Here is a 19,090-nt window from a genome sequence, read left to right on the forward strand (position 1 = left end):
CCGCCTCCTAGCCAAGTGCCGCTCCCCTGTCGCGCATGAACGGCACGGCGTCGATCTGGGTGCCATTGATGCGCACCTCGAAGTGCAGGTGGCATCCGGTGGAGGCGCCGGTCGTGCCACTCGAGGCGATGTTCTGCCCGGCCTCGACGTAGTCGCCGATGCCGACGAAGCGTCCGCCGTCGCGGATGTGCGCGTACCCGGTGGTGACACCGTCGCCATGGTCGATCTCGATGAAGTTGCCATACGTGCCGTACCAACCCGAGTACTTCACGGTGCCGGAGGTCGCGGCGTAGATGTTCGCCGAGCAGCCCGTGCCGATGTCGGTTCCGCGGTGGAACGAGTTGGCGCCGGCCGGCTGGCTGGGGCGGGGGCCGTAGTTGTCGGTGATGCGGCCGTATGCCGGCTTCGACCAGCCCTGGTCACTCAGCTGACCCCAGTCGGATCCGCCACCTCCCGCCGCTGCGGCGGCCGCGGCGGCTCTGCGGCGCTCTTCGACGCCGGCCTGGTACTGCTCGGTGGTCGCGGCGGTCGCATCCTTGAGCGCGGCGAGCTGCTGCTCGAGCACGATGCTCATCTCCTGCTGCTCGGCGAGCAGGGCTTCTGCCGCCTGCGCGGCGGCGGCGGCTTCGGCGAGCTTCGCCTCGGCGGCGACGCGGAGCTTCTCGCGCTCATCGCGGGCGACCTGCGCCTGGTCGCTGAGCGACTGGGCGGAATTCTTGGCGGACAGCGCCGACGAGTAGACGCCGTCGTTGATCTCGGCGAGCTTCGTCGCGCGTCCGAGCTTGGAGAGGAACTGGTCGGCCGCGCCGTCGCCTTCGAGCATGAGACCGGCACCGCCGAGGTCGGCACCACCGGATCGGTAGAGCTGCGCGGCGAGGAGCCCGGCGCGCGCGGTCGCGGCGTCGGCCTGCGCCTTGCTCGCATCGGCTTCGGCCTGCAGCGAGTTCGCCTTCAGGTCGGCGGCATCGAACTCCTCCTGCGCGGCCTGATACTCGACGCCGCGTTGCTCGGCGATGGCCTGCGTCTCGGCGACCTGGGCCTGCGCGGCGGCGATGAGACCTTCGATCCGCGTGATCTCGGCCGCCTTGGTGGCCTCGTTGGCTTTGGCGGCTTGGACGTCGTCCCAGCTCGGGTAGTCCGCGGCCCACGCCGGCGCCGACGCGGTGGTGATGACCGCGATCGCAGCGATCGCCCCCGCGAGAACCCGTGTGGCCACGCGTGAACGCAGCGAACGAGACCGACTCGTACGCACGCCGACCACCCCCATCGAACCTTCGACTACCGCTCGAGGCTATCCCCCGGATCGAGGCTAACCCGCAAGCGGGGCGGTGTGGCTCGATTCGTGTCGCTCGGCCCCGATCTGGGGGCGACGCGCGCTCGGTTGGCGCATCGACGGAATTCCCCCTATGCTTGCTGACCGGTGAGTTCCTCCTGGGGGACTTCGGCCCCATCGTTTAGTGGCCTAGGACGTCGCCCTTTCACGGCGATAACACGGGTTCGAATCCCGTTGGGGTCACAAAGCTCTACACTGGAACTCACCAAGTAAGGCCCTGTAGCGCAGTTGGTTAGCGTGCCGCCCTGTCACGGCGGAGGTCGCGGGTTCAAGTCCCGTCAGGGTCGCGAGTAGAGGCCCTCCCTTCGGGGAGGGTTTCTCCACATCGCGATGCACTCCTCGGAGCTCATCGCACGAGGCTCTGTAGCTCAGTTGGTAGAGCGCACGACTGAAAATCGTGAGGTCACGGGATCGACGCCCGTCGGAGCCACCAACGCAAAGCCCCGCTTCGGCGGGGCTTTCGTCGTTCTCCAGAGTACGATTCCCGCGGCGCCGCGCTCTCGATGCGCTCGTTCCTCGCTTACTCGAGCCGTCTCGATACGGCGCTGGCGCGCCTACTCGACGACCGGTTTCCCCGAATCGCTTCGCTCAACGAGCGGGACGCACACCGGTCGTCGAGTAAGCGAAGCGCATCGAGTCCCCCGCGCAAGCGTGCGCGGTGGGCCCAGGGTCGAGTAAGCGAAGCGCATCGAGACCACAGCACATTCACTCTCAACACAATCTTGACGGCTCAGCTCGACGTGAGACTCGGTCGTTGATAGCGGCACTGTTAGTCGGGGAAATGGCGTGCCACCGTGGCCTCATGAAGATCGAACTGCTGCAGCCCGAGGGGCTCGTGAAGAGTCCCGCGTTCAGTCATGTCGCGATCGTGCCGCCCGGGGCGACGACGATCTACATCGGTGGTCAGAACGGGGTCGACGAGACCGGGGCCGTCGTCTCCGCTGATGTTGCAGAGCAGTCGAGCCGTGCGCTCGACAACGCAGAGCTCGCCCTCGAGGCCGCCGGAGCATCCCTCGCGGACGTCGTCCAGTGGACCGTGATGCTCGCGGACGAAGCCGACCTCGGCGCGGCCTACGGCGCCATCGCTCCGCGGCTTGCGACCGGCGGGGCGCCGCCGCTCGTCACCGCGGGGCATGTGTCACGGCTCGGTGTGCCCGGTGCGCTGATCGAGATCAGCGCGATCGCGGCCGTGCTGCGGGAGTAGAGGCAACGGAGGTCCCGTCATTTCGCGACGGGCTTCGCCCTCCTCAATGACCAGGGCTTCTCAGTGACCAGGGTCAGCTGATGCGGCGGAGGCGGGTGACCTCGTCGCGGCGGGCCGTTGCCGTTGCGCGCTGGCGGAGGCGGCGGCTGGCGAGCTGCGGGTACTCGGCGACGATGTCCGCCTTGCTCAGGAGCAGGTCGAGGCGCTGGTAATAGCGGGCCGCGGAGAGGCCGAGCTCGACCCGGATACCCTCTTCCTTCGCACCGGTGTGGCCGGGGTGAGTGTCCTCGAAGTCGAGGAGCGCACGCACGTCCGGTTCGAGATCCACGCCCTCCATCCTGCGCCGAGCGCCGCGCATCGCCCGGACGGCAGGCCGAGAAGCCGCCATCCGGGCGAAGGGACTTACGGGACGATGTGCCCCGCGGTCGTGAAGAGGCGGTACCACTCGGCGCGGGTGAGCGGGATGTCGGAGCCGGCCGCCGACTCGCGGACGCGCTCGGGCTTCGTGGTGCCGAGCACGACCTGGATGTTCGCGGGGTGGCGGGTGATCCATGCCACGGCGATGCCGGTCGGAGTCACGTCGTACTTCTCAGCGAGCTCATCGAGCGCATCGTTCAAGTCGGCGTACTTGTCGCGGTCGCCGATGAAGACGCCGTCGAAGAAGCCCTTCTGGAACGGCGACCACGCCTGCAGCGTGATGTCGTTGAGACGCGAGTAGTCGAGGATGCCGTTGTCGCGGTCGACCGACTGGTCGGAGGCGCCCATGTTGGTCGCGACACCGGCGGCGATCAGCGGCGAGTGGGTAATGCTCAGCTGCACCTGGTTCACGACGAGGGGCTGGGTCACCGACTTCTTCAGCAGCTCGACCTGCCCCGGCGTGTGGTTCGAGACGCCGAAGTTGCGCACCTTGCCGGCCGACTGCAGCTCATCGAACGCTGCGGCGACCTCGTCGGGCTCGACGAGGGCGTCGGGGCGGTGCAGCAGCAGGATGTCGAGATAGTCGACCTTCAACGCGGCGAGCGACCCGTCGACGCCCTCGAGGATGTGCTCCTTCGAAAAGTCGAAGTAACCGTCGCGGATGCCGACCTTGCTCTGGATGATGACCTGCTCGCGCTCCGAGGCGGAGAAGGTGATGGCGTCGCCGAAGCGCTTCTCGGCACCGTGAGTGCTGCCGCCGTAGATGTCGGCATGATCGAAGAAGTTCACCCCCTCGTCGCGGGCGGTGCCCACGAGCGTGCGGATCTCCTCATCGCTGAGGGGGTCGATCCGCATGAGGCCGAGGATGATGTTCGATGCCTCGAGCGAGGTCTGGGGAAGCGTCAGCGTCTTCATGGTTCGAATCTACGCGCCGGTCCCTGCCCACCAGCCAAGAAGGTGCGGTGAGCAGCGGTCGCAGGATCGGCACCCTCTCGATCACCCAGCCGATCCACCATCCGATCGCCACCATGAGAACCGCGACCACGGGGACGACGATGTTCGCCGTCGCCTCGCCCACCCCGGTCCAGAGCACGCCGGTGTCGGGGGCGCTCACCAGCAGCAGCACCCTCAGCAGGATGAGCTGCATCACGTAGATCGGCAGTGTCCGTCGCCCGACGACGACCAGCAGCCCTCCGAGCGGATTGCGAAGCGGAACCTTCGCGAACAGCGCCAACGCCGTCGGCAGTGCGAGCGCCGACAGCGGGAGCGCCGCCGGCGCCTGCACGCCGTGCACGAGGGCGAACCAGGTCGCCGCACCGAACAGGGACGCACCGCCCAGGACGAGCGGCCACGACGCCTGCGCTCTCACCCACTCGAGCGCTCGTCGACCGTGCACGCCGGCCAGGAACCAGACGAGGTAGGCGGCGAGGGAGCCGAGGAAGACGTGGCCGAACGGCTGAGGGAGATCGCCGAACCCGGCGGCATCGATCGCCGGGGCGGCGACCGCGAGTGCCGACGCCGGCACGAGGAGCCATCCCGCTCGCGAGCCGAGGAGTCGCCCTGCAACCGCCGCCACGAGGAAGTACAACGCCAGCGCGAAGAGGAACCAGATCCCCGTCGGAAGGATCAGGGCCCGGCCCACCAGGTCGAGTTCGAGCGGCGACCGCTCACTCCACCACCCCGTGAGCACCAGTGTGAGCAGGGTCCACACCACGTAGAGGTAGTACATGCCGAGCGTGCGGCGCCGCGTGCTCCGCAGCGGGCGACGCACCGCCCTGCTCGCGAGCACACCGGAGATGAAGAAGAACAGCGGCATCCGGACCGGAGCGAGCACATCGCTCACCTCGGGCCACACCCCGTTCTCGCTGCCGTACACCCGCGAGAGCACCAGACCGGCGTGCAGCAGCGAGACCAGCACGATGCACACCCCCCGGGCCGCGTCGATCCACTCGACGCGAGGTGTTCCCGTCGCGCGCACACTCGAAGTTCACACCGTGGGCGAGCCGTCGAGTCGGGCGCCGCGAAGAGTTCGGCGCTCATTCATGCGTTGGATGCTCGGGGGTCGCTTCCCTTCGTATCGCTGCGCGGGGCGGGCGGGCTACTTGAACGCGGCGATACCGGTGAGGGCGCGGCCGAGGACGAGGGAGTGGATCTCGTCGGTGCCCTCGTAAGTGCGCACCGCCTCGAGGTTCGCCATGTGCCGCATCACCGGGAACTCGTCGGTCACCCCATCGCCGCCGAGGATCGACCGAGCCATCCCGGCGATCTTGATGGCCTCGCGGACGTTGTTGAGCTTGCCGACGCTGATCTGCGTCGGGTCGAGCTCGTGAGCGTCCTTCTTGCGACCGAGGTGCAGCGCGAGCAGCACGCCCTTCTCGTACTCGAGGAGCATCTCGGCGAGCTTGTTCTGCGTCGTCTGGAAGCCTCCGATCGGCGATCCGAACACCTCCCGCGACACTGCCCGCCCGAGGGCGACCTCGAGGCTGTTGCGCGCGGCGCCCATGGCACCCCACACGATCCCGTAGCGGGCCTCGTTGAGGCACGAGAACGGGGCGCGCAGGCCCTTCGCCTCGGGCAGGCGGTTCGCGTCGGGCACGCGCACGCCGTCGAGCGCGATGTCGCACTGGATGGAGGCGCGCATCGCGAGCTTGCCCGTGATGGGTGTCGCGGTGAAGCCGTGCGAGTCCGTCGGCACGATGAAACCGCGGACTCCGTCCTCGGTCTGCGCCCACACGACCGCGACACCGGCGACGCTCGCAAGGCCGATCCAGCGCTTCGACCCCGTGATCACCCAGTCGTCGCCGTCCCTCACCGCGACGGTGCGCATCGCCGCCGGGTCGCTGCCGCCGTCCGGCTCGGTGAGCGCGAAGCAGCCGATGACCTCACCGGCCGCCATGCGCGGCAGCCACTCGTTCTTCTGCTCCTCGGAGCCCCACTTCGCGATCGCGCTCATCGCGAGCGAGCCCTGCACGGAGACGAAGGTGCGCCAGCCGCTGTCCGCCGCCTCGAGTTCGAGGCAGACCGCACCGTAGGCCGTGGCGCTGGCTCCCGCGCAGCCGTAACCAGAGATGTGCATGCCGAGGAGCCCCTCCGCTGCGATGACCGGGACCAGCTCCTCCCGGAAGTGGCGGTTCTCGAAGTCCTCCTCGATGACGGGCGCGATGCGCTCTTCGGCGATGCTTCGAGCTCGCTGCTGCCATTCGCGCTCGTCGGGCGTGAGCAGCGCGTCGAGGTTGAAGACGCCGGAAAGGGCCTCTCGGCCGCGGGCGAGGAGCGTGAGGTCGGTCATGTCGTGCTTCCTAGTTCGAAGGGGTCGGCGGGTCGAGTCGAGGGGGCGCGAGCCGGTACGAGACCGGGGTCGCGCTCAGGGTGATCGGGTTCGCGACCTGGCGGGAGCCCTCCACCTCGACGATCGGCTCGAGGCCGAGTCGGGTGGCGAGCTCGAACGCCTCCGCGATCGTGTTGATGGGACCGGCGGGCACCGAGTGCTCGTTCAGCACGTCGAACCACTCGTCGGCGGACCGCTGCATCAGCCGTTCCGTGACGATCCGTTTCAGCTCCGTCCGGTGCGCGACCCGGGCGGCGTTGGTGGCGAAGCGCTCGTCGGTCGCGAGCCCTGCCACTCCGAGCGCGGTCGCGAACGCGGCGAACTGCCGGTCGTTGCCGACCGCGACCGCGAGCGGCCGATCCGCCGTCTCGAACACCTCGTACGGCGCGATGCTCGGATGCGCGTTGCCGAGGATGCCGGGCACGACGCCCGCGCCGACGTAGGCGCCGGCCTGATTCACGAGGCCCGAGAGCAGGCTCGAGAGCAGATTCACCTCGACGCGCTGACCCTCCCCCGTCGCCTCCCGCGCCACGACGGCGGCGAGTATGCCGGTGATGGCATGGAGTCCGGTGATGACGTCGACGACGGCGACGCCCGTCTTCGTCGGCTGGTCGGGGGTCTGCCCGGTGATGCTCATCAGACCGCCGACGGCCTGCACGAGCAGGTCGAAGCCGGGAAGCGCCGCCCCCTCCGCCGTGCCGAAACCGGTGATCGAGCAGTAGACGATACGCGGGTTGAGCGCGCGGACCTCGTCGTAGCCGAAGCCGAGACGCTCCATCGTTCCGGCGCGGAAGTTCTCGATCACGACATCCGCGGTGCGCAGGAGTTCACGCACCCGCTCGCGGTCGCCCTCGTCGGCGAGGTCGGCGGGGAACGCCTCCTTGTTGCGGTTGACGGAGGCGAAGTAGGTGGACGTGCCGGTCGCGTCGACGGGCGGAGTCCACGCTCGGGTTTCGTCACCCACTCGCGGGCGTTCGATCTTGATGACGCGCGCCCCCAGGTCGCCGAGGAGCATCGTCGCGTACGGACCGGCGAGGACCCGGGAGAAGTCGACGACCGTCAGAGCCTCGAGGGCGGAACGGGTCACGCGCCGCCCCGCAGGTACACCGTGGTCGAGGACGTGTAGAACTCCCGAGCCGCGCCGCCCTGCTCCTTGGGGCCGAGGCCGCTGCCCTTCGCGCCGCCGAACGGCACGTGCGGGTCGGCGCCCGCCGTCTCGGAATTGACGTGCAGGATGCCGATCTGCAGGCGGTCGATCGAGTCGAGGGCGAGCCCGAGGTCGTTGGTGAACACCGCGGCCGAGAGCCCGAAGCCGCCCTCGTTCGCGAGGCCGAACGCCTCGTCGACGGTCTTCGCCGTCAGCATCGCGAGCACCGGGCCGAAGAGCTCCTGCTCCCACAGGAACGAGCCGTCTGTCGGAAGCTCGTAGACGGCGGGCCGCACGAAGTAGCCGTCCGCGAGGTCGCTCGTCAGCTCGAGCTCGCGCGAAGTGAGCGCGGACGCGCCCTCCTGTTCCGCCTGCGCCATGCCGGCGAGGATCGAGTCGCGGGCGCGACCCGAGACGACGGGGCCCAGCTGCACGCCCTCGACGACCGGGTCACCGACGACGAGCGCATCGGCCCGCTCGGCGAGGAGCCGACCGAAGTCCGCAGCGATCTCGTCGGCGACGACAAGGCGAGAGGTGGCCGTGCACTTCTGACCCGACGAGTTGAACGCGCCGGCGAGGACCTGCCCTGCGGCCAGCTCCAGATCGGCGTCCGCGAGCACCACGGCCGCGTTCTTGCCACCGAGCTCGGCCTGCACCGGGATTCCCCGCGCGGCTCCGGCGGCCGCGACGGACCTGCCTACCGCCGTCGACCCGGTGAAGCTGACGCCGTCCACCAGCGGGTGTCCGACGAGCGCCGCACCCACCTCGCCCTCGCCGAAGACGAGGTTCAGCACCCCCGCGGGCAGTCCCGCCTCGTCGAGTGCCTGCGCGAGCCGGAGAGCGAGCAGCGGCACCGGACCCGCCGGTTTCCAGACGACCGTGTTGCCGTAGGCGAGCGCCGGCGCGATCTTCCAGGCCGGGATCGCGATGGGGAAGTTGAAGGGCGTGATGAGCGCCACGGTGCCGAGCGGGCGACGGGTCACGAGGATCCGCTCGCCGCGGCGCGGGGACGAGAAGAGCGACCCGGCCTCGCGGTCGGCGTCGTTTCCGAAGTACTCGAGGATCTGCGCCGCGCGCCGGGTCTCCCCCACGCCCTCGGCGAGGGTCTTGCCCTCCTCACGGGCGAGGTCGCGGCCCCACTCCGGCGCCGCGTCGGCGACGATCGCGCTCGCGCGCTTCAGGATGGCTCCGCGCTCGTGCGGCGGAGTGGCGGCCCACGCCGCTGTCGCCTCGCTCGCGGCGCGAACCGCCAGCTCGACGTCCTCGACCGTGCCGGCCGGCCCGGAAGCCACGATCTCGGTCGGGCGGGCGGGGTTCTCGCTGGTCAGCAGGTCACCCCGGCCGTCGCGCCAGACTCCGCCGATGAACTGCTGGAGGAGCACCCCGCTCATCAGAACCGCCGCCGCATCCGGATGTGCCGCTGCTGCATGAAGCCGTGCAGCCCCTCGGCGCCGAGCTCGCGGCCGAAGCCGGACATCTTCCAGCCGCCGAACGGCGCCTGCAGTTCGGTGATGTCGTTGATGTTGACGCCGACGCCGCCGGCCTCGATGCGTTCGGCGACCGCCCATGCACGGTCGAGGTCGCCGCCGAAGACGTAGGCGGCGAGTCCCGCCTGGGTGTCGTTGGCGAGTGCGGCGATGGTTTCGACGTCGGACGCGGCGTCGTAGCGGTGCACGGCGACGACGGGGCCGAAGGTCTCCTCCGTCATCACCCGCGTGTTGCGGGGGACCTCGTCGAGCACGGTCGGTTCAAAGAAGTAGCCGGCATCGAACGCCCCGCCGGTCACTCGCGATCCGCCCGAGACGAGCCGCGCTCCCTGATCGAGGGCGTCGGCGATGTGCGCCTCGGCGACGCCGATGACGGCGGGCGTCGTGGTCGGGCCGCCCGTGACGCCGTCCTCGACACCGTGACCGAGCGTGATGGCGCGGGCCTGCTCGGAGACCGCGGCGACGAACTCGTCGGCGATGGAGTCGGCGACGAGGATGCGGTTGACCGCGATGCAGATCTGGCCCGCGTTCGAGAACGACCGGCGGGCGGCCGCCGCGGCGGCGTCGCGGATGTCGGCGTCGTCGAGCACCACGAAGGGGCTTTGGCCGCCGAGTTCGAGCGAGACCCGCTTCATGGTGGCCGCGGCGGAGCGCATGATCGCCTGTCCTGTGCGGGTCGACGCGGTCGCGGTGACCATCCCGATTCCGGGGTGCGACGACAGCGCCTCGCCCGCCTCGAGGCCGCCGGGCAGGTCGGCGAGCACGCCCGCCGGGATGCCGGCGTCGTGCAGGCATTGCACGACGAGACCGACCGCGAGCGGCGACTCGAGGGGCGGCTTCACGATGATCGCGTTGCCCGCGGCGAGCGCCGGGCCGATCTTCCACGCGTACAGGTCGACCGGATAGTTCCATGGCACGACCGCACCGACGACGCCGATCGGCGCCCATTCGACGATCGAGCGGATGTCGGGGCGCTGCACCGGGCGGAGGCTGCCGCCGACGCGCTGCCCCTCCTCGGCGTAGTAGTCGAGGACCTCCGCCGCGAAGGCGATCTCCTTGACGCTGTCGGGGATCGGCTTGCCCTGCTCTCTCGTCAGCAGCTCGGCGATGTCGCCGATCCGCTCGCGGATGAGGGCGGCACCGCGGTGCATGATCGTGGCGCGGTCACCGGAGGAGAGTGCCGCCCAGGCACGCTGCGCGGGGATCGCGGCCTCGACCGCCCGGTCGACGTCCTTCGCCGACGCGACAGCCGTGCGGCCGACGAGGTCGCCGGTCGCCGGGTCGGTCACATCGAGCGTCTGGGCGCTCTCGGAGGCGACCCACGCCCCGCCGAGATAGAGCCCGCGGTCGTAGCCGGTGGTGCTCACTTGACGACCGGGGCCGAGAACTCGCGGCTGCGGAGGCGGCGCCACAATTCCGCGTAGTTGCGGTCGTTCTGCTGGTGCGCCTGCTTCGTGCGGTTCGAGTTCGTGTTGATCATGATCATCGGCTCGACGCCGCGCGAGACGAGCTCCGCCGCGGTCGACGCGTTGATCGCGTGCGAGACGGCGACGGCGATCGAGGTGGACGTGGGGCCGACGGGCTCGTCGAGGCCCTCGATGCGCTGCGACGCGTCCTCGAGCGGGATACCGGTGTCGATGGTGACGTCGGCGATCTCGAAGAGGCGCTTGCCGCTCGAGTGCCGGCTCGCGACCTGCGACGAGTGAGGCACGCTCGTGACGCCGATGACCTTGAGGCCGCGTTCCTGGAACTCGGTCGCCATGTCGAGGATCACCGGGTTGATGCCCGAGTGGCTGAACAGGATGATCGAGTCGCCGTCCTTCAGCTGGTGCGAGCGGAGGATGGCCCTGCCGTAGCCCTCCTGCGTGTGCAGGAAGCGGTACTGCGCGGTGCCCTGGTCGCCGAGCACGTGGTGCATGAGCGCGATCGAGGACTCGACGATGGGCCGGAATCCGGTGACACCACCGGTGCGCGGGAAGCTCTCGAGGGCCGCGAAGCCGCCGTGGCCGGTGCCGAAGGTGAAGACGAGGCCGTCTCCCGCGATCGAGTCGGCGCAGATGGCGGCGGCGGCCGTGATGTTCTCGGCCTGGGTGTCGCGCACCCAGGAGACCTTGGCGATGACGTCGTCGAGGTAGGTCTGTGCGATGGTCATGGTTCTTCCTTCTTCTTCGTCTTCTCGGTCGGGAGGGCGCCGCGCGATCGCTCAGACGCCCGCGGGCATGGCGGAGGCGGCGAGGGCGGTGAAGCCGGCCTTCAGCAGTTCCGCCTCGGATCGCACGCGGTCGGCGTGCGCCATCTTCTCGTTGGTGGTTCCCGCGACGCTCGCGAGGCACAGGGATCCGGCTGCGACACCGAGCGCGCGGGCGGCGACGAACAGGGCGCTCGTCTCCATGTCCGCGGCGACGACTCCGACCTTCGCGAGGCGGGCGTAGCGGTCGGCGACCCGTTCCACTCCGACGCCGGTGTCGAACATCTCGGTGTAGAAGCCGTCGTAGGTGGCATAGATGCCCGACCGGGTGGGCTGACCGGCGGCGCGGACGGCGGCCTCCAGCTGGGCGGTGAGGGCGAAGTCGGGCACGGCCGGGTACTCGACCGGCAGGTAGCTCGCCGAGGTCGACTCGCCGCGGATGGCACCGTGCGCGACCACGAGCTCGCCGAGCTGCGTCTCCCCCACCGTCATGACGGTGCCGAGTCGCACAAAACGCTTCACGCCGAGGTCGGCGAGCTCATGCATGACGACGGCGGCGATCGGAGCCCCCATGCCGAAGGCGCTCACGGTGATGCGCTCGCCCTCGTAGTAGCCGGTCGCGGTGGTGAGCCCCCGGTCCTCGTTGAGCAGGACGGAACCCTCCATCAGCTCCGCGGCGAGGTGGACACGGCCGCGATCGCCGACGAGGACGGCCGATGCTCCGACCTCGTCCGCGCTGCAGCGCAGGTACCAGGCGTTCTTGCTCGACATCAGAGGGTCTCCTTCAGTGGTGCACCGACCGTCGGGCCGGAGGTTGACCGGCTGCGGAGAAGATCCCCCGCGGCTCGGGACGATGAGGTGATGAGCGCGGCGACGTCCTCGTCGCTCTGCGAAACGAGGGGCCCGGACTGGGCGGCGAGACCGGCGAGCGTGCCGATGAAGGTGTCGCCCGCGCCGGTGGTGTCGTCGGCGGCGACCGGTTCGACCGGGATCGACCCGGCGCGCACGGCGCCGTCCGCCGATGCGAAGGCCCACGCGACACCGCGGGAGCCCCGTGTCTCGACGACCAGGGTGCCGGGCGTCGCGCGACGCTCGGGCGCGACGCCGTCCTGGCTCACGTAGGAGCGCTCGCCCTCGCTGAAGCTGATGACGTCGGCGCGATCGAGGAGGCGCGCGATGAGTTCCGCCGTGTAGGCGTCGTCGTCGTGCTTGACGGCCCAGATGAGCGTCGCCGTCTCGGGCACCGCGTCGAGGACCTGCTCGGTGAGGCGGCGGGGCGAGACGGTGAGGATGACGCAGGTGCTGGCCGCGAGGGCGTCGAGCTGCCCCGGCGTCAGGGAGTCGGGGTGGCAGTCGGCGGGATCGAACAGGCAGATCGTGCCGCCCGTCCCGATCTCGATGAGGGTCGCGCTCGGCGACCGGCTGCCGGTGACCGACACTCCCGCGGTGCCGCCGCCGGAGGCGATGAGGCCCTCTCGCCACCGCGAGCCGAGCGAGTCGGGGCCGACCCAACTGATCGCCTCGGTGTCCGCTCCGGTGGCCGTCGCGGCGCGCACGATGTGGGCGATACCGCCGACTCCCGGTTCGACCGAGGCGATGCCGCGATGCAGGATGCTCGTCGCATCGACGCCGCGGAAGTCGGCGGTCGACGTCGAATAGTCGAGGCTGGCGTAGCCGACGACGGCGAGGGTCACAGGCTCGCCTTCGCTTCGGCGAACGTCGGAACGCGGCCGATGTAACGCTCGATGTCCTCGAGGCTCGCCTCGGCGAGATGCGGTCGGTTCGAGTTGGTCGTCTCGCGCGGCACCCAGACCTCGAACCCGCCGGCGAAGGCGTCCTGCGCGCTGGCGCGGATGCAGACGTTGGTCTTCACGCCGACGAGGATCACGCGGCGGATGCCCTGCTCGCGCAGCAGCAGGTCGAGGTCCGTCGCGTAGAAGGCGGAGAAGCGGCGCTTGCCGACCTCGACCTCGCGTCCCGATGCGATCGGCTCGAAGCCGGGCACGTAGGCGGCGTCGCTCGCGCCGATCTGGTGGTGGCGGGGCAGCTTGCCGAACTCGAAGTCCTCGAGCCCCGGGTAGTGGCGCTCCACCGCGTGGATGACGAGGGTGCCCTTCTCGCGGGCGGTCTCGAGCAGCTCTCGGATCGGATCGAGCACGTCGAGGGCGGCCGGGTAGAAGTTGGCCTCCTTCGGGTCGAAGAACGACGCGATGACGTCGACGAGGACGAGCGCGGTGGGGACCGCCGGGTCGGGTGTCGTCTCCGGCGTGTGCTCGTCGGTGAGGGAGTCGGTGTTCATGGTGGAGTCGGTGTCGATGGCGCGGTCGGTGATCATGCTCAGCTCAGGGTGCGGGCGCCGCGGTAGTGCTGGCGGATGCCCGTGAGGGCCAGCACCACCACGACGGCGATGTACGGGAGGGTCGAGATGATGTCGGCGTTGAATCCGCCGGTCGTCTGCAGACGGATCTGCAGCGCGTCGAAGAAGCCGAAGAGCACGCACGCGAGGGCTGTGGGGAGCGGCTTCGACCGACCGAAGTAGAACGCGGCGAGCGCCACGTACCCGCGGCCGGCGGTCATGTTCTCGTTGAACAGTCCGACGGTGCCGAGACTCAAGGCCACACCGCCGAGAGCGGCGAGGGCGCCCGCGACGATGCCGGCGCCGTCGCGGATCGCGAGCGTGCGCAGTCCGAGCGAGGCGCTCGCGCTCTCGGAGGCGCCGGTGGCGCGGAGTCGCACACCCCAGCGGGTGGAGCGGAGCATCCAGGCGAGGACGGGGATGAGCACGATGCAGAGCCAGAACAGCGGGTCCTTGCCCGAGATCAGCGCGCCGAGGATCGGCACGTCGGCGACGCCCGGGATGACGAGCTTCGGCATCCGCTCGAGGCCCGGCACCTGCAGCGTGCCCGAGACGCCGAGGGTGGCGCGGAGCACGTAACCGATGACGCCGAACATCACGATGTTGTAGCCGAGGCCGACGATGATCTCGTTGCCTTTGAGACGCGTGATGATGACGTTCATCAGCAGGCCCGAGATGCCGCCCGCGACGAGGCCGGCGAGCGCGCCAACCGCCCAGTTGCCGGTCAGGCCGCTGAACACGGCACCCATCAGGGCGCCGAGGATCATGTGCGCCTCGAGGCCGATGTTGACGATGCCCGCGCGGCGGTGGATCGCACCGCCCAGCGCCGCGAGGACGAGCGGGACCGACAGGGTGATCGCCGAGGCGAGTAGGAGATCGATCACGAGCGCTTCCTCTCGACGCGGGCGGCCCGGAGTCGGCGGAGCCGCGGGAAGGCGAAGACGGCGACCGCGAAGATCATGACCGTGCCCTGCAGCACGTCGATGATCTGCACGGGCAGGTCGATGAACAGCTGAACGGTGGCGCCGGCGGCGTTGAGGGCACCGAACAGGATCGCGCCGACGAGGATGCCGATGGGGTTGAACCGGGCGAGCAACGCGATCGCGATGCCGGTGAAGCCGAAGTCGGCCGAGAAGCCTTCGGAGTACCGGTGCACGAGGCCGAGGGTGTGGGCGGAGCCGCCGACGCCGCCGATGAGACCGGCCCCGATCAGGGCGGTCAGCAGGACGGTACGGACGCGGAGGCCCTGCGCGACGGAGAACCGGGGTGCACTGCCGACCGCGCGGAACTCGAAACCGAGGGTCGAGTACCGCATCCACAGGGCGTAGGCGACCAGCAGGACGAGCGCGATAACGAGGCCGACGCTGGTCTGCCCGGGTGGGGCGAGCGCCGGGAGTTCGGCGTTCTCCGCCACGTACTCGGTGCTGGAGTTGGCCTGGCCCTTCGCGAGGAAGAAGGACTGCACCGCCCAGCCCGCCAGGCCGGCGACGATGAAGTTGAACATCAGCGTGGTGACGACCTCGTCGACCCGCCAGAACGCGCGGAGCACCGCGGGAACCAGGGCGACGAGGCCGCCGGCGACGGTGCCGCCGAGCAGCGGCAGCAGCACCGACAGGACCGGCGGCATGTCCGCCATGCCCGAGCCGATGACCGCGGCGACCAGGCCGCCGAGCACGAAGCTGCCTTCGACGCCGACGGTGAAGACGCCCGCCCGATACGCGAACGCGGCCGCGATGCCGGTGAAAAGGATGGGGGTGGTGGCGGCGAGAGTCGCGTTGATGCGGCTCGGGGTGCCGAAGGCCTCTTCGACGAGGCGCCCATACACGTCGACGGGGTCGTTGCCGGTGACGAGCAGCACGATCGCGCCGACGACCAGTGCGATGAGGACCGGCAGCCCCGCGGTCTTGAGCACGCGGAGGGCCGCGTCGATCACGCGTCGGCCGAGCGGGGTGCCCGACTCGGTCTGCGCCGGCGCGACCGGCGCCTCGTGGGTGGGGGTGGTCGTCATGCGGAGGGTGCCTCCCCTGTCCGATCGGTGGAGCGGTCGGTGTGGCCGAGCATGAGCTCGCCGATCTCGGCGCGGCTGCTCTCGCCCGGCAGGACCCCCGCTACGCGTCCGCGGTGAAGGACGACGATGCGGTCGGACAGCTCGCGCAGCTCGTCGAGCTCCTCGCTGAACAGGACGATCGATGCGCCTTCGTCGCGGGCCTGGCGGAGCAGTTCGTGGATGTAGCCGATGCCGCGGATGTCGACGCCGCGGGTCGGCTGGCTTGCGATGAGCACCCGCGGCTTGCCGATCGTCTCGCGGCCGAGGACGACCCGCTGCTGGTTGCCGCCGGACAGCGACGACGCCGGGTCCGACGCCGATCCGAAGCGGACGGCGGCGCGGCCGAGGACGGAGGTGACGAAGGCTCCGACGGTGCGGGGGCGCAGCCACCCGGCTCGCGCGAGCACGGAGAGCTTCGGGGTCGCGATCGAGTTGTCGGCGAGTGAGAGGCCGAGGGCGAGGCCCTCGACCTTGCGGTCGGCGGAGACGTAGCCGACGCCCGCGCGACGCCGCGCCCGCACCGACTTCCGCGTGATGGACATGCCGTCGAGGGTGAGCTCGCCCGACGAGACGCCGCGGATGCCGATCAGCACCTCCGCGAGCTCCTCCTGCCCGTTGCCGGCGACTGCCGCGACGCCGAGGATCTCGCCGGATCGGGCTTCGAAGCCGACACCGTCGAGTCGGGTGATACCCCTGTCGTCCTTGGCGGAGAGCGCGTCGGCGACGAGGACCACGTCGCCCGGGATGCCGCGCGTGACGGTGGTCGCCGCCCGCTCGCCGTCGCCGACGATGAGGGCCGCGAGGCCGGGACGGTCGATCTGCCCGCGCTCGACCTCGGTGATGGTGCGGCCGGAGCGCAGCACCGAGATGCGGTCGGCGACGCCGAGCACCTCGTCGAGCTTGTGCGAGATGAAGAGGACGGTGCGCCCCGCGTCGCGGAGCGACTTCAGCAGGCGGAGGAGTTCGTCGGCCTGCGCCGGAGCGAGCACGGCGGTCGGTTCGTCGAGGATCAGCACGTCGGCGCCCCGGTAGACCAGCCGAAGGATTTCGACCTGCTGTTGGATCGCGATCGACGTGCGCGCGGCGCTCGCGTTCCAGTCGATGTCGACGCCGACGGAGGAGCTCAGCTCGCGGGCCCGTTCGAGGGCCTTCTTCCAGTCGATGCGGCCGAGGGTCGCGGGCTCGTCGCCGAGCACCAGGTTCTCGAGGAGGGTGAGCTCGGGGATGATCGCCAGCTCCTGCTGCACCAGACCGATGCGACGTTCGATCGCGGCGCGCGGGCTGCTGAGGACGATCTCCTCGTCATCGATGACGACGGATCCCGAGTCGGGCTGATCGAGCCCGTAGAGCATCCGCATCAGGGTGCTCTTGCCTGCGCCGTTCTCGCCGACGATGGCGTGCACCGTGCCGGGACGCACCGACAGGGTCACGTCGACGTTGGCACGCACCGGGCCGAAGGAGCGGCTGATGCCCCGTGCCCCGATGCGGCAGCTCACGGCCGCCGGGTCGGGCCCCGGAACCCGCTCGGCACTCGCTGTAGTCATGCGTGGATCTCTTCCTCGGTCCGCTTCGAGAGGGGTCCCGGCGCCTCGCCTCGAGGGCGAGGCGCCGGGTGGGATGGTGCTCAGCTACCGGAGTAGTAGTCCGGGTAGCCGTCGGCGACCACGTTCCAGACCGTGATGTCGCCGTCGATGATCTGCTGCTTCAGCTCCTCGATGCGGTCGAGGGTCTCCTGGCCGATCGCGTCCTTCGTGTTCGCGAAGTCCGAGAGGCCGACGCCGTCTTCGGCGAGACCGAGGTTCAGGGTCTCGCCGCCCGGGAAGTCGCCGTCCTTGTACGCCTTGAGGAGGGTGTCCATGGCGACGTCGGTGCGCTTCAGCATCGTGGTGAGCACGAAGCCGGGGGCCACGTCGTCCTGGTTGGCGTCGACGCCGATCGCGTAGTGGTTGTTGTCCTCCGCCGCCTGGATGACGCCGGCGCCGGTGCCGCCGGCGACCGCGTAGACGATGTCCGCACCCTGGTCGAACATCGACTGCGCGAGCTGCTGACCCTTGGTCGGGTCCGCGAAGTCGTTCGAGTAGGCGGTGAGCACCGTGACCTCGGGGTCGGTGTCGCGAGCGCCCTGGATGTAGCCGACCAGGAACTTGTCGATGCCGGCGCTCTGCGCACCGCCGATGACGCCGATCACCTTGTCGGAGTTGATCTTCGGGTCACTGGTGTTGCTCGTCTGGATCGCGGCGAGCGCACCGGCGAGGTACGAGCCCTCCTGCTCCTGGAAGAGCACCGAGGCGACGTTGTCGCCCGCGGCCTCCGCGTTGACGAGCGCCCAGAAGGTGTCGGGGTAGTCCGCGGCGACCTGCGGAAGGATCTCGGCGTGCGAGTACTCGAGGTCGATCACGAGACCGAGCCCCTCGTCACCGGCGCGGCGCAGCACCTGCTCGCCCTGACCGACGATGTCGTCCGACTCGATCGGGGTTCCCTCGAGACCGTTGTCGGCGAGGCCCTTCTCGAAGCCCGTGTAGGCGTAGTCGTTGTAGGACTCGTCGCCGAGGCCTCCCTGCGCGACGACGAGAGCCGTCGACGCGAGCGAGTCGCCGTCGCCGCCGCTGGCGGAGCCGTCGCTACTCGCGCCCGAGCAGGCGGTCAGCAGCAGCAGCGAGGCCGCCACCGGAGCGAAGACCAGCGCGTGTCGTTTCTTCATGGTTTCCTCCATGGGGTTGGGGGGCGAATGTGATGTGGTACAGGTACTGCGTCCCGAGGTACCGGGCTCGGACGACCTCGACGAGGCGTCCGGTTGCGTCCCGCGAAGAGCGGACGATTTCGATGAGCGCGGTGCCCTCCTCGACTCCGAGGAGTTCGGCTTCGCGCTCGTCGGCGTTGATGGCGCGCAGCGTCTCCTCGCCGGAGGTGAGGTAGACGCCGCCCTGTCGGAGCGCCTCGTAGAGCGACCAGCCGCTGTCGGCGGCGACCGGCTCGGTGAGACCGATCCGGTCGGCCACGTCGGCGGCGATGAGGGCGCGCTGAATGCCGACGTGCTCCTTGCCGACGGTGCGCAGTCGCTCGAGGCGGACGAGGTCCTGCTCGTCGCCGGGCTCTCCGTCGAAGGCGGAGGCGGGACGGGCGGGGTCGCCCGCCGCCAGCATCTCGAAGGACAGCAGCGTGCTTCCGGGGGCGAGGCCGAGTCCGTGGACATGCTCGGAGAAGCTCGACAGGTCGGGGAGCTGGCGCTCCATCGGGCGCGCACTGACGAAGGTGCCGCGCCCCTGACGGCGGGTGACGACGCCCCGGTCGACGAGTGTGTCGAAGGCCTTGATGACGGTGGCGCGGCTCAGACGGTTCTCCGCCGCGAGCACCGTCTCGCTCGGAAGCAGGTCACCGGGCTTCAGCTCTTCGAGAGCGATGAAGTCTTCGATCGCGCGAGCGAGCTGCACATACAACGGCTGTCCGCCGCGTGCGTGGTCGAGTTCAACTCGCATGGTCAAAGATCTCCGTCGTTCGAATGACCGCTTGTCCGGTCAAGTGAACGCTAGGGGACGGCGTGGAGTCAAGGCCCTCTTTTCACAGGACCGTTACGCGCGGAAAC

Annotated in this window: 18 protein-coding genes and 3 tRNA genes; 4 read left to right on the plus strand and 17 right to left on the minus strand. The window is 70.0% G+C overall.

Annotated features, from left to right (window positions below; genetic code table 11):
* Positions 1 to 7: 7 nt before the first annotated feature.
* Positions 8 to 1,216: a M23 family metallopeptidase gene (locus NGH83_RS13870; protein WP_251856840.1), complete on the minus strand. Its 1,209-nt coding sequence runs from the start codon at positions 1,214 to 1,216 to the stop codon at positions 8 to 10.
* A 227-nt stretch (positions 1,217 to 1,443) separates the two neighbouring features.
* Here NGH83_RS13870 and NGH83_RS13875 point away from each other — a divergent pair.
* From NGH83_RS13875 to NGH83_RS13890, 4 genes are all read left to right on the plus strand, one after another.
* A tRNA-Glu gene (locus NGH83_RS13875) sits at positions 1,444 to 1,516 on the plus strand.
* 30 nt (positions 1,517 to 1,546) lie between these two features.
* Positions 1,547 to 1,620 (plus strand) — tRNA-Asp (locus NGH83_RS13880).
* A 70-nt stretch (positions 1,621 to 1,690) separates the two neighbouring features.
* Positions 1,691 to 1,766 (plus strand) — tRNA-Phe (locus NGH83_RS13885).
* Between the two features lie 369 nt (positions 1,767 to 2,135).
* Positions 2,136 to 2,537 (plus strand): RidA family protein, encoded by a 402-nt coding sequence (locus tag NGH83_RS13890; protein WP_251856841.1) that lies wholly within the window; start codon positions 2,136 to 2,138, stop codon positions 2,535 to 2,537.
* Between the two features lie 73 nt (positions 2,538 to 2,610).
* Here NGH83_RS13890 and NGH83_RS13895 read toward each other — a convergent pair whose 3' ends face one another.
* The 16 genes from NGH83_RS13895 to NGH83_RS13970 form a co-directional block, all read right to left on the minus strand.
* The gene (locus tag NGH83_RS13895) at positions 2,611 to 2,865 is read right to left on the minus strand and encodes a DUF3263 domain-containing protein (protein ID WP_251856842.1); all 255 of its coding nucleotides are present in this window, start codon (positions 2,863 to 2,865) and stop codon (positions 2,611 to 2,613) included.
* A gap of 74 nt (positions 2,866 to 2,939) precedes the next feature.
* A complete protein-coding gene (locus NGH83_RS13900; RefSeq protein WP_251856843.1) occupies positions 2,940 to 3,869 on the minus strand; it encodes an aldo/keto reductase family oxidoreductase in 930 nt (309 codons plus the stop codon).
* A complete protein-coding gene (locus tag NGH83_RS13905; protein ID WP_251856844.1) occupies positions 3,784 to 4,932 on the minus strand; it encodes an acyltransferase family protein in 1,149 nt (382 codons plus the stop codon). The genes NGH83_RS13900 and NGH83_RS13905 overlap by 86 nt, the downstream gene beginning before the upstream one ends.
* Positions 4,933 to 5,052: 120 nt before the next feature.
* A complete protein-coding gene (locus tag NGH83_RS13910; RefSeq protein ID WP_251856845.1) occupies positions 5,053 to 6,243 on the minus strand; it encodes an acyl-CoA dehydrogenase family protein in 1,191 nt (396 codons plus the stop codon).
* Positions 6,244 to 6,253: 10 nt separating this feature from the next.
* On the minus strand, positions 6,254 to 7,369 hold the full coding sequence (locus NGH83_RS13915; RefSeq protein ID WP_251856846.1) for a CaiB/BaiF CoA-transferase family protein: 1,116 nt from the start codon (positions 7,367 to 7,369) through the stop codon (positions 6,254 to 6,256).
* A complete protein-coding gene (locus tag NGH83_RS13920; protein ID WP_251856847.1) occupies positions 7,366 to 8,820 on the minus strand; it encodes an aldehyde dehydrogenase family protein in 1,455 nt (484 codons plus the stop codon). The genes NGH83_RS13915 and NGH83_RS13920 overlap by 4 nt, the downstream gene beginning before the upstream one ends.
* The gene (locus NGH83_RS13925; protein ID WP_251856848.1) at positions 8,820 to 10,283 is read right to left on the minus strand and encodes an aldehyde dehydrogenase; all 1,464 of its coding nucleotides are present in this window, start codon (positions 10,281 to 10,283) and stop codon (positions 8,820 to 8,822) included. The genes NGH83_RS13920 and NGH83_RS13925 overlap by 1 nt, the downstream gene beginning before the upstream one ends.
* Positions 10,280 to 11,068, minus strand: coding sequence for a sugar isomerase domain-containing protein (locus NGH83_RS13930; RefSeq protein ID WP_251856849.1), 789 nt, complete (start codon positions 11,066 to 11,068; stop codon positions 10,280 to 10,282). The genes NGH83_RS13925 and NGH83_RS13930 overlap by 4 nt, the downstream gene beginning before the upstream one ends.
* 51 nt (positions 11,069 to 11,119) lie before the next feature.
* A complete protein-coding gene (locus NGH83_RS13935; protein ID WP_251856850.1) occupies positions 11,120 to 11,875 on the minus strand; it encodes a nucleoside phosphorylase in 756 nt (251 codons plus the stop codon).
* Positions 11,875 to 12,798, minus strand: a complete 924-nt coding sequence (locus NGH83_RS13940; protein ID WP_251856851.1) for a carbohydrate kinase family protein — start codon at positions 12,796 to 12,798, stop codon at positions 11,875 to 11,877. The genes NGH83_RS13935 and NGH83_RS13940 overlap by 1 nt, the downstream gene beginning before the upstream one ends.
* On the minus strand, positions 12,795 to 13,439 hold the full coding sequence (locus NGH83_RS13945; RefSeq protein WP_251856852.1) for a cysteine hydrolase family protein: 645 nt from the start codon (positions 13,437 to 13,439) through the stop codon (positions 12,795 to 12,797). Before NGH83_RS13945 ends, NGH83_RS13940 begins: the two co-directional genes overlap by 4 nt.
* A gap of 2 nt (positions 13,440 to 13,441) precedes the next feature.
* Positions 13,442 to 14,344: an ABC transporter permease gene (locus NGH83_RS13950; protein ID WP_251856853.1), complete on the minus strand. Its 903-nt coding sequence runs from the start codon at positions 14,342 to 14,344 to the stop codon at positions 13,442 to 13,444.
* Positions 14,341 to 15,468 carry an ABC transporter permease gene (locus NGH83_RS13955; protein ID WP_251856854.1) on the minus strand — a complete coding sequence of 376 codons (1,128 nt, stop codon included), beginning with the start codon at positions 15,466 to 15,468 and terminating at the stop codon, positions 14,341 to 14,343. The genes NGH83_RS13950 and NGH83_RS13955 overlap by 4 nt, the downstream gene beginning before the upstream one ends.
* The gene (locus tag NGH83_RS13960) at positions 15,465 to 17,051 is read right to left on the minus strand and encodes an ABC transporter ATP-binding protein (RefSeq protein ID WP_251856855.1); all 1,587 of its coding nucleotides are present in this window, start codon (positions 17,049 to 17,051) and stop codon (positions 15,465 to 15,467) included. Before NGH83_RS13960 ends, NGH83_RS13955 begins: the two co-directional genes overlap by 4 nt.
* An 80-nt stretch (positions 17,052 to 17,131) precedes the next feature.
* Positions 17,132 to 18,208 (minus strand): BMP family protein, encoded by a 1,077-nt coding sequence (locus NGH83_RS13965; RefSeq protein ID WP_251856856.1) that lies wholly within the window; start codon positions 18,206 to 18,208, stop codon positions 17,132 to 17,134.
* Positions 18,129 to 18,983 (minus strand): GntR family transcriptional regulator, encoded by an 855-nt coding sequence (locus NGH83_RS13970; RefSeq protein WP_251856857.1) that lies wholly within the window; start codon positions 18,981 to 18,983, stop codon positions 18,129 to 18,131. The genes NGH83_RS13965 and NGH83_RS13970 overlap by 80 nt, the downstream gene beginning before the upstream one ends.
* Positions 18,984 to 19,090: the final 107 nt, after the last annotated feature.

The organism is Herbiconiux sp. L3-i23 (assembly GCF_023734115.1).
GTDB lineage: Bacteria > Actinomycetota > Actinomycetes > Actinomycetales > Microbacteriaceae > Naasia.

Bases quoted from the DNA above. Each gene is read 5' to 3' on its own strand.
- NGH83_RS13890 (WP_251856841.1), top strand. From the start codon at position 2,136: ATGAAGATCGAACTGCTGCAGCCCGAGGGGCTCGTGAAGAGTCCCGCG.
- NGH83_RS13900 (WP_251856843.1), bottom strand. From the start codon at position 3,869: ATGAAGACGCTGACGCTTCCCCAGACCTCGCTCGAGGCATCGAACATC.
- NGH83_RS13910 (WP_251856845.1), bottom strand. From the start codon at position 6,243: ATGACCGACCTCACGCTCCTCGCCCGCGGCCGAGAGGCCCTTTCCGGC.
- NGH83_RS13920 (WP_251856847.1), bottom strand. From the start codon at position 8,820: ATGAGCGGGGTGCTCCTCCAGCAGTTCATCGGCGGAGTCTGGCGCGAC.
- NGH83_RS13930 (WP_251856849.1), bottom strand. From the start codon at position 11,068: ATGACCATCGCACAGACCTACCTCGACGACGTCATCGCCAAGGTCTCC.
- NGH83_RS13935 (WP_251856850.1), bottom strand. From the start codon at position 11,875: ATGTCGAGCAAGAACGCCTGGTACCTGCGCTGCAGCGCGGACGAGGTC.
- NGH83_RS13945 (WP_251856852.1), bottom strand. From the start codon at position 13,439: ATGATCACCGACCGCGCCATCGACACCGACTCCACCATGAACACCGAC.
- NGH83_RS13955 (WP_251856854.1), bottom strand. From the start codon at position 15,468: ATGACGACCACCCCCACCCACGAGGCGCCGGTCGCGCCGGCGCAGACC.
- NGH83_RS13960 (WP_251856855.1), bottom strand. From the start codon at position 17,051: ATGACTACAGCGAGTGCCGAGCGGGTTCCGGGGCCCGACCCGGCGGCC.
- NGH83_RS13965 (WP_251856856.1), bottom strand. From the start codon at position 18,208: ATGAAGAAACGACACGCGCTGGTCTTCGCTCCGGTGGCGGCCTCGCTG.
- NGH83_RS13970 (WP_251856857.1), bottom strand. From the start codon at position 18,983: ATGCGAGTTGAACTCGACCACGCACGCGGCGGACAGCCGTTGTATGTG.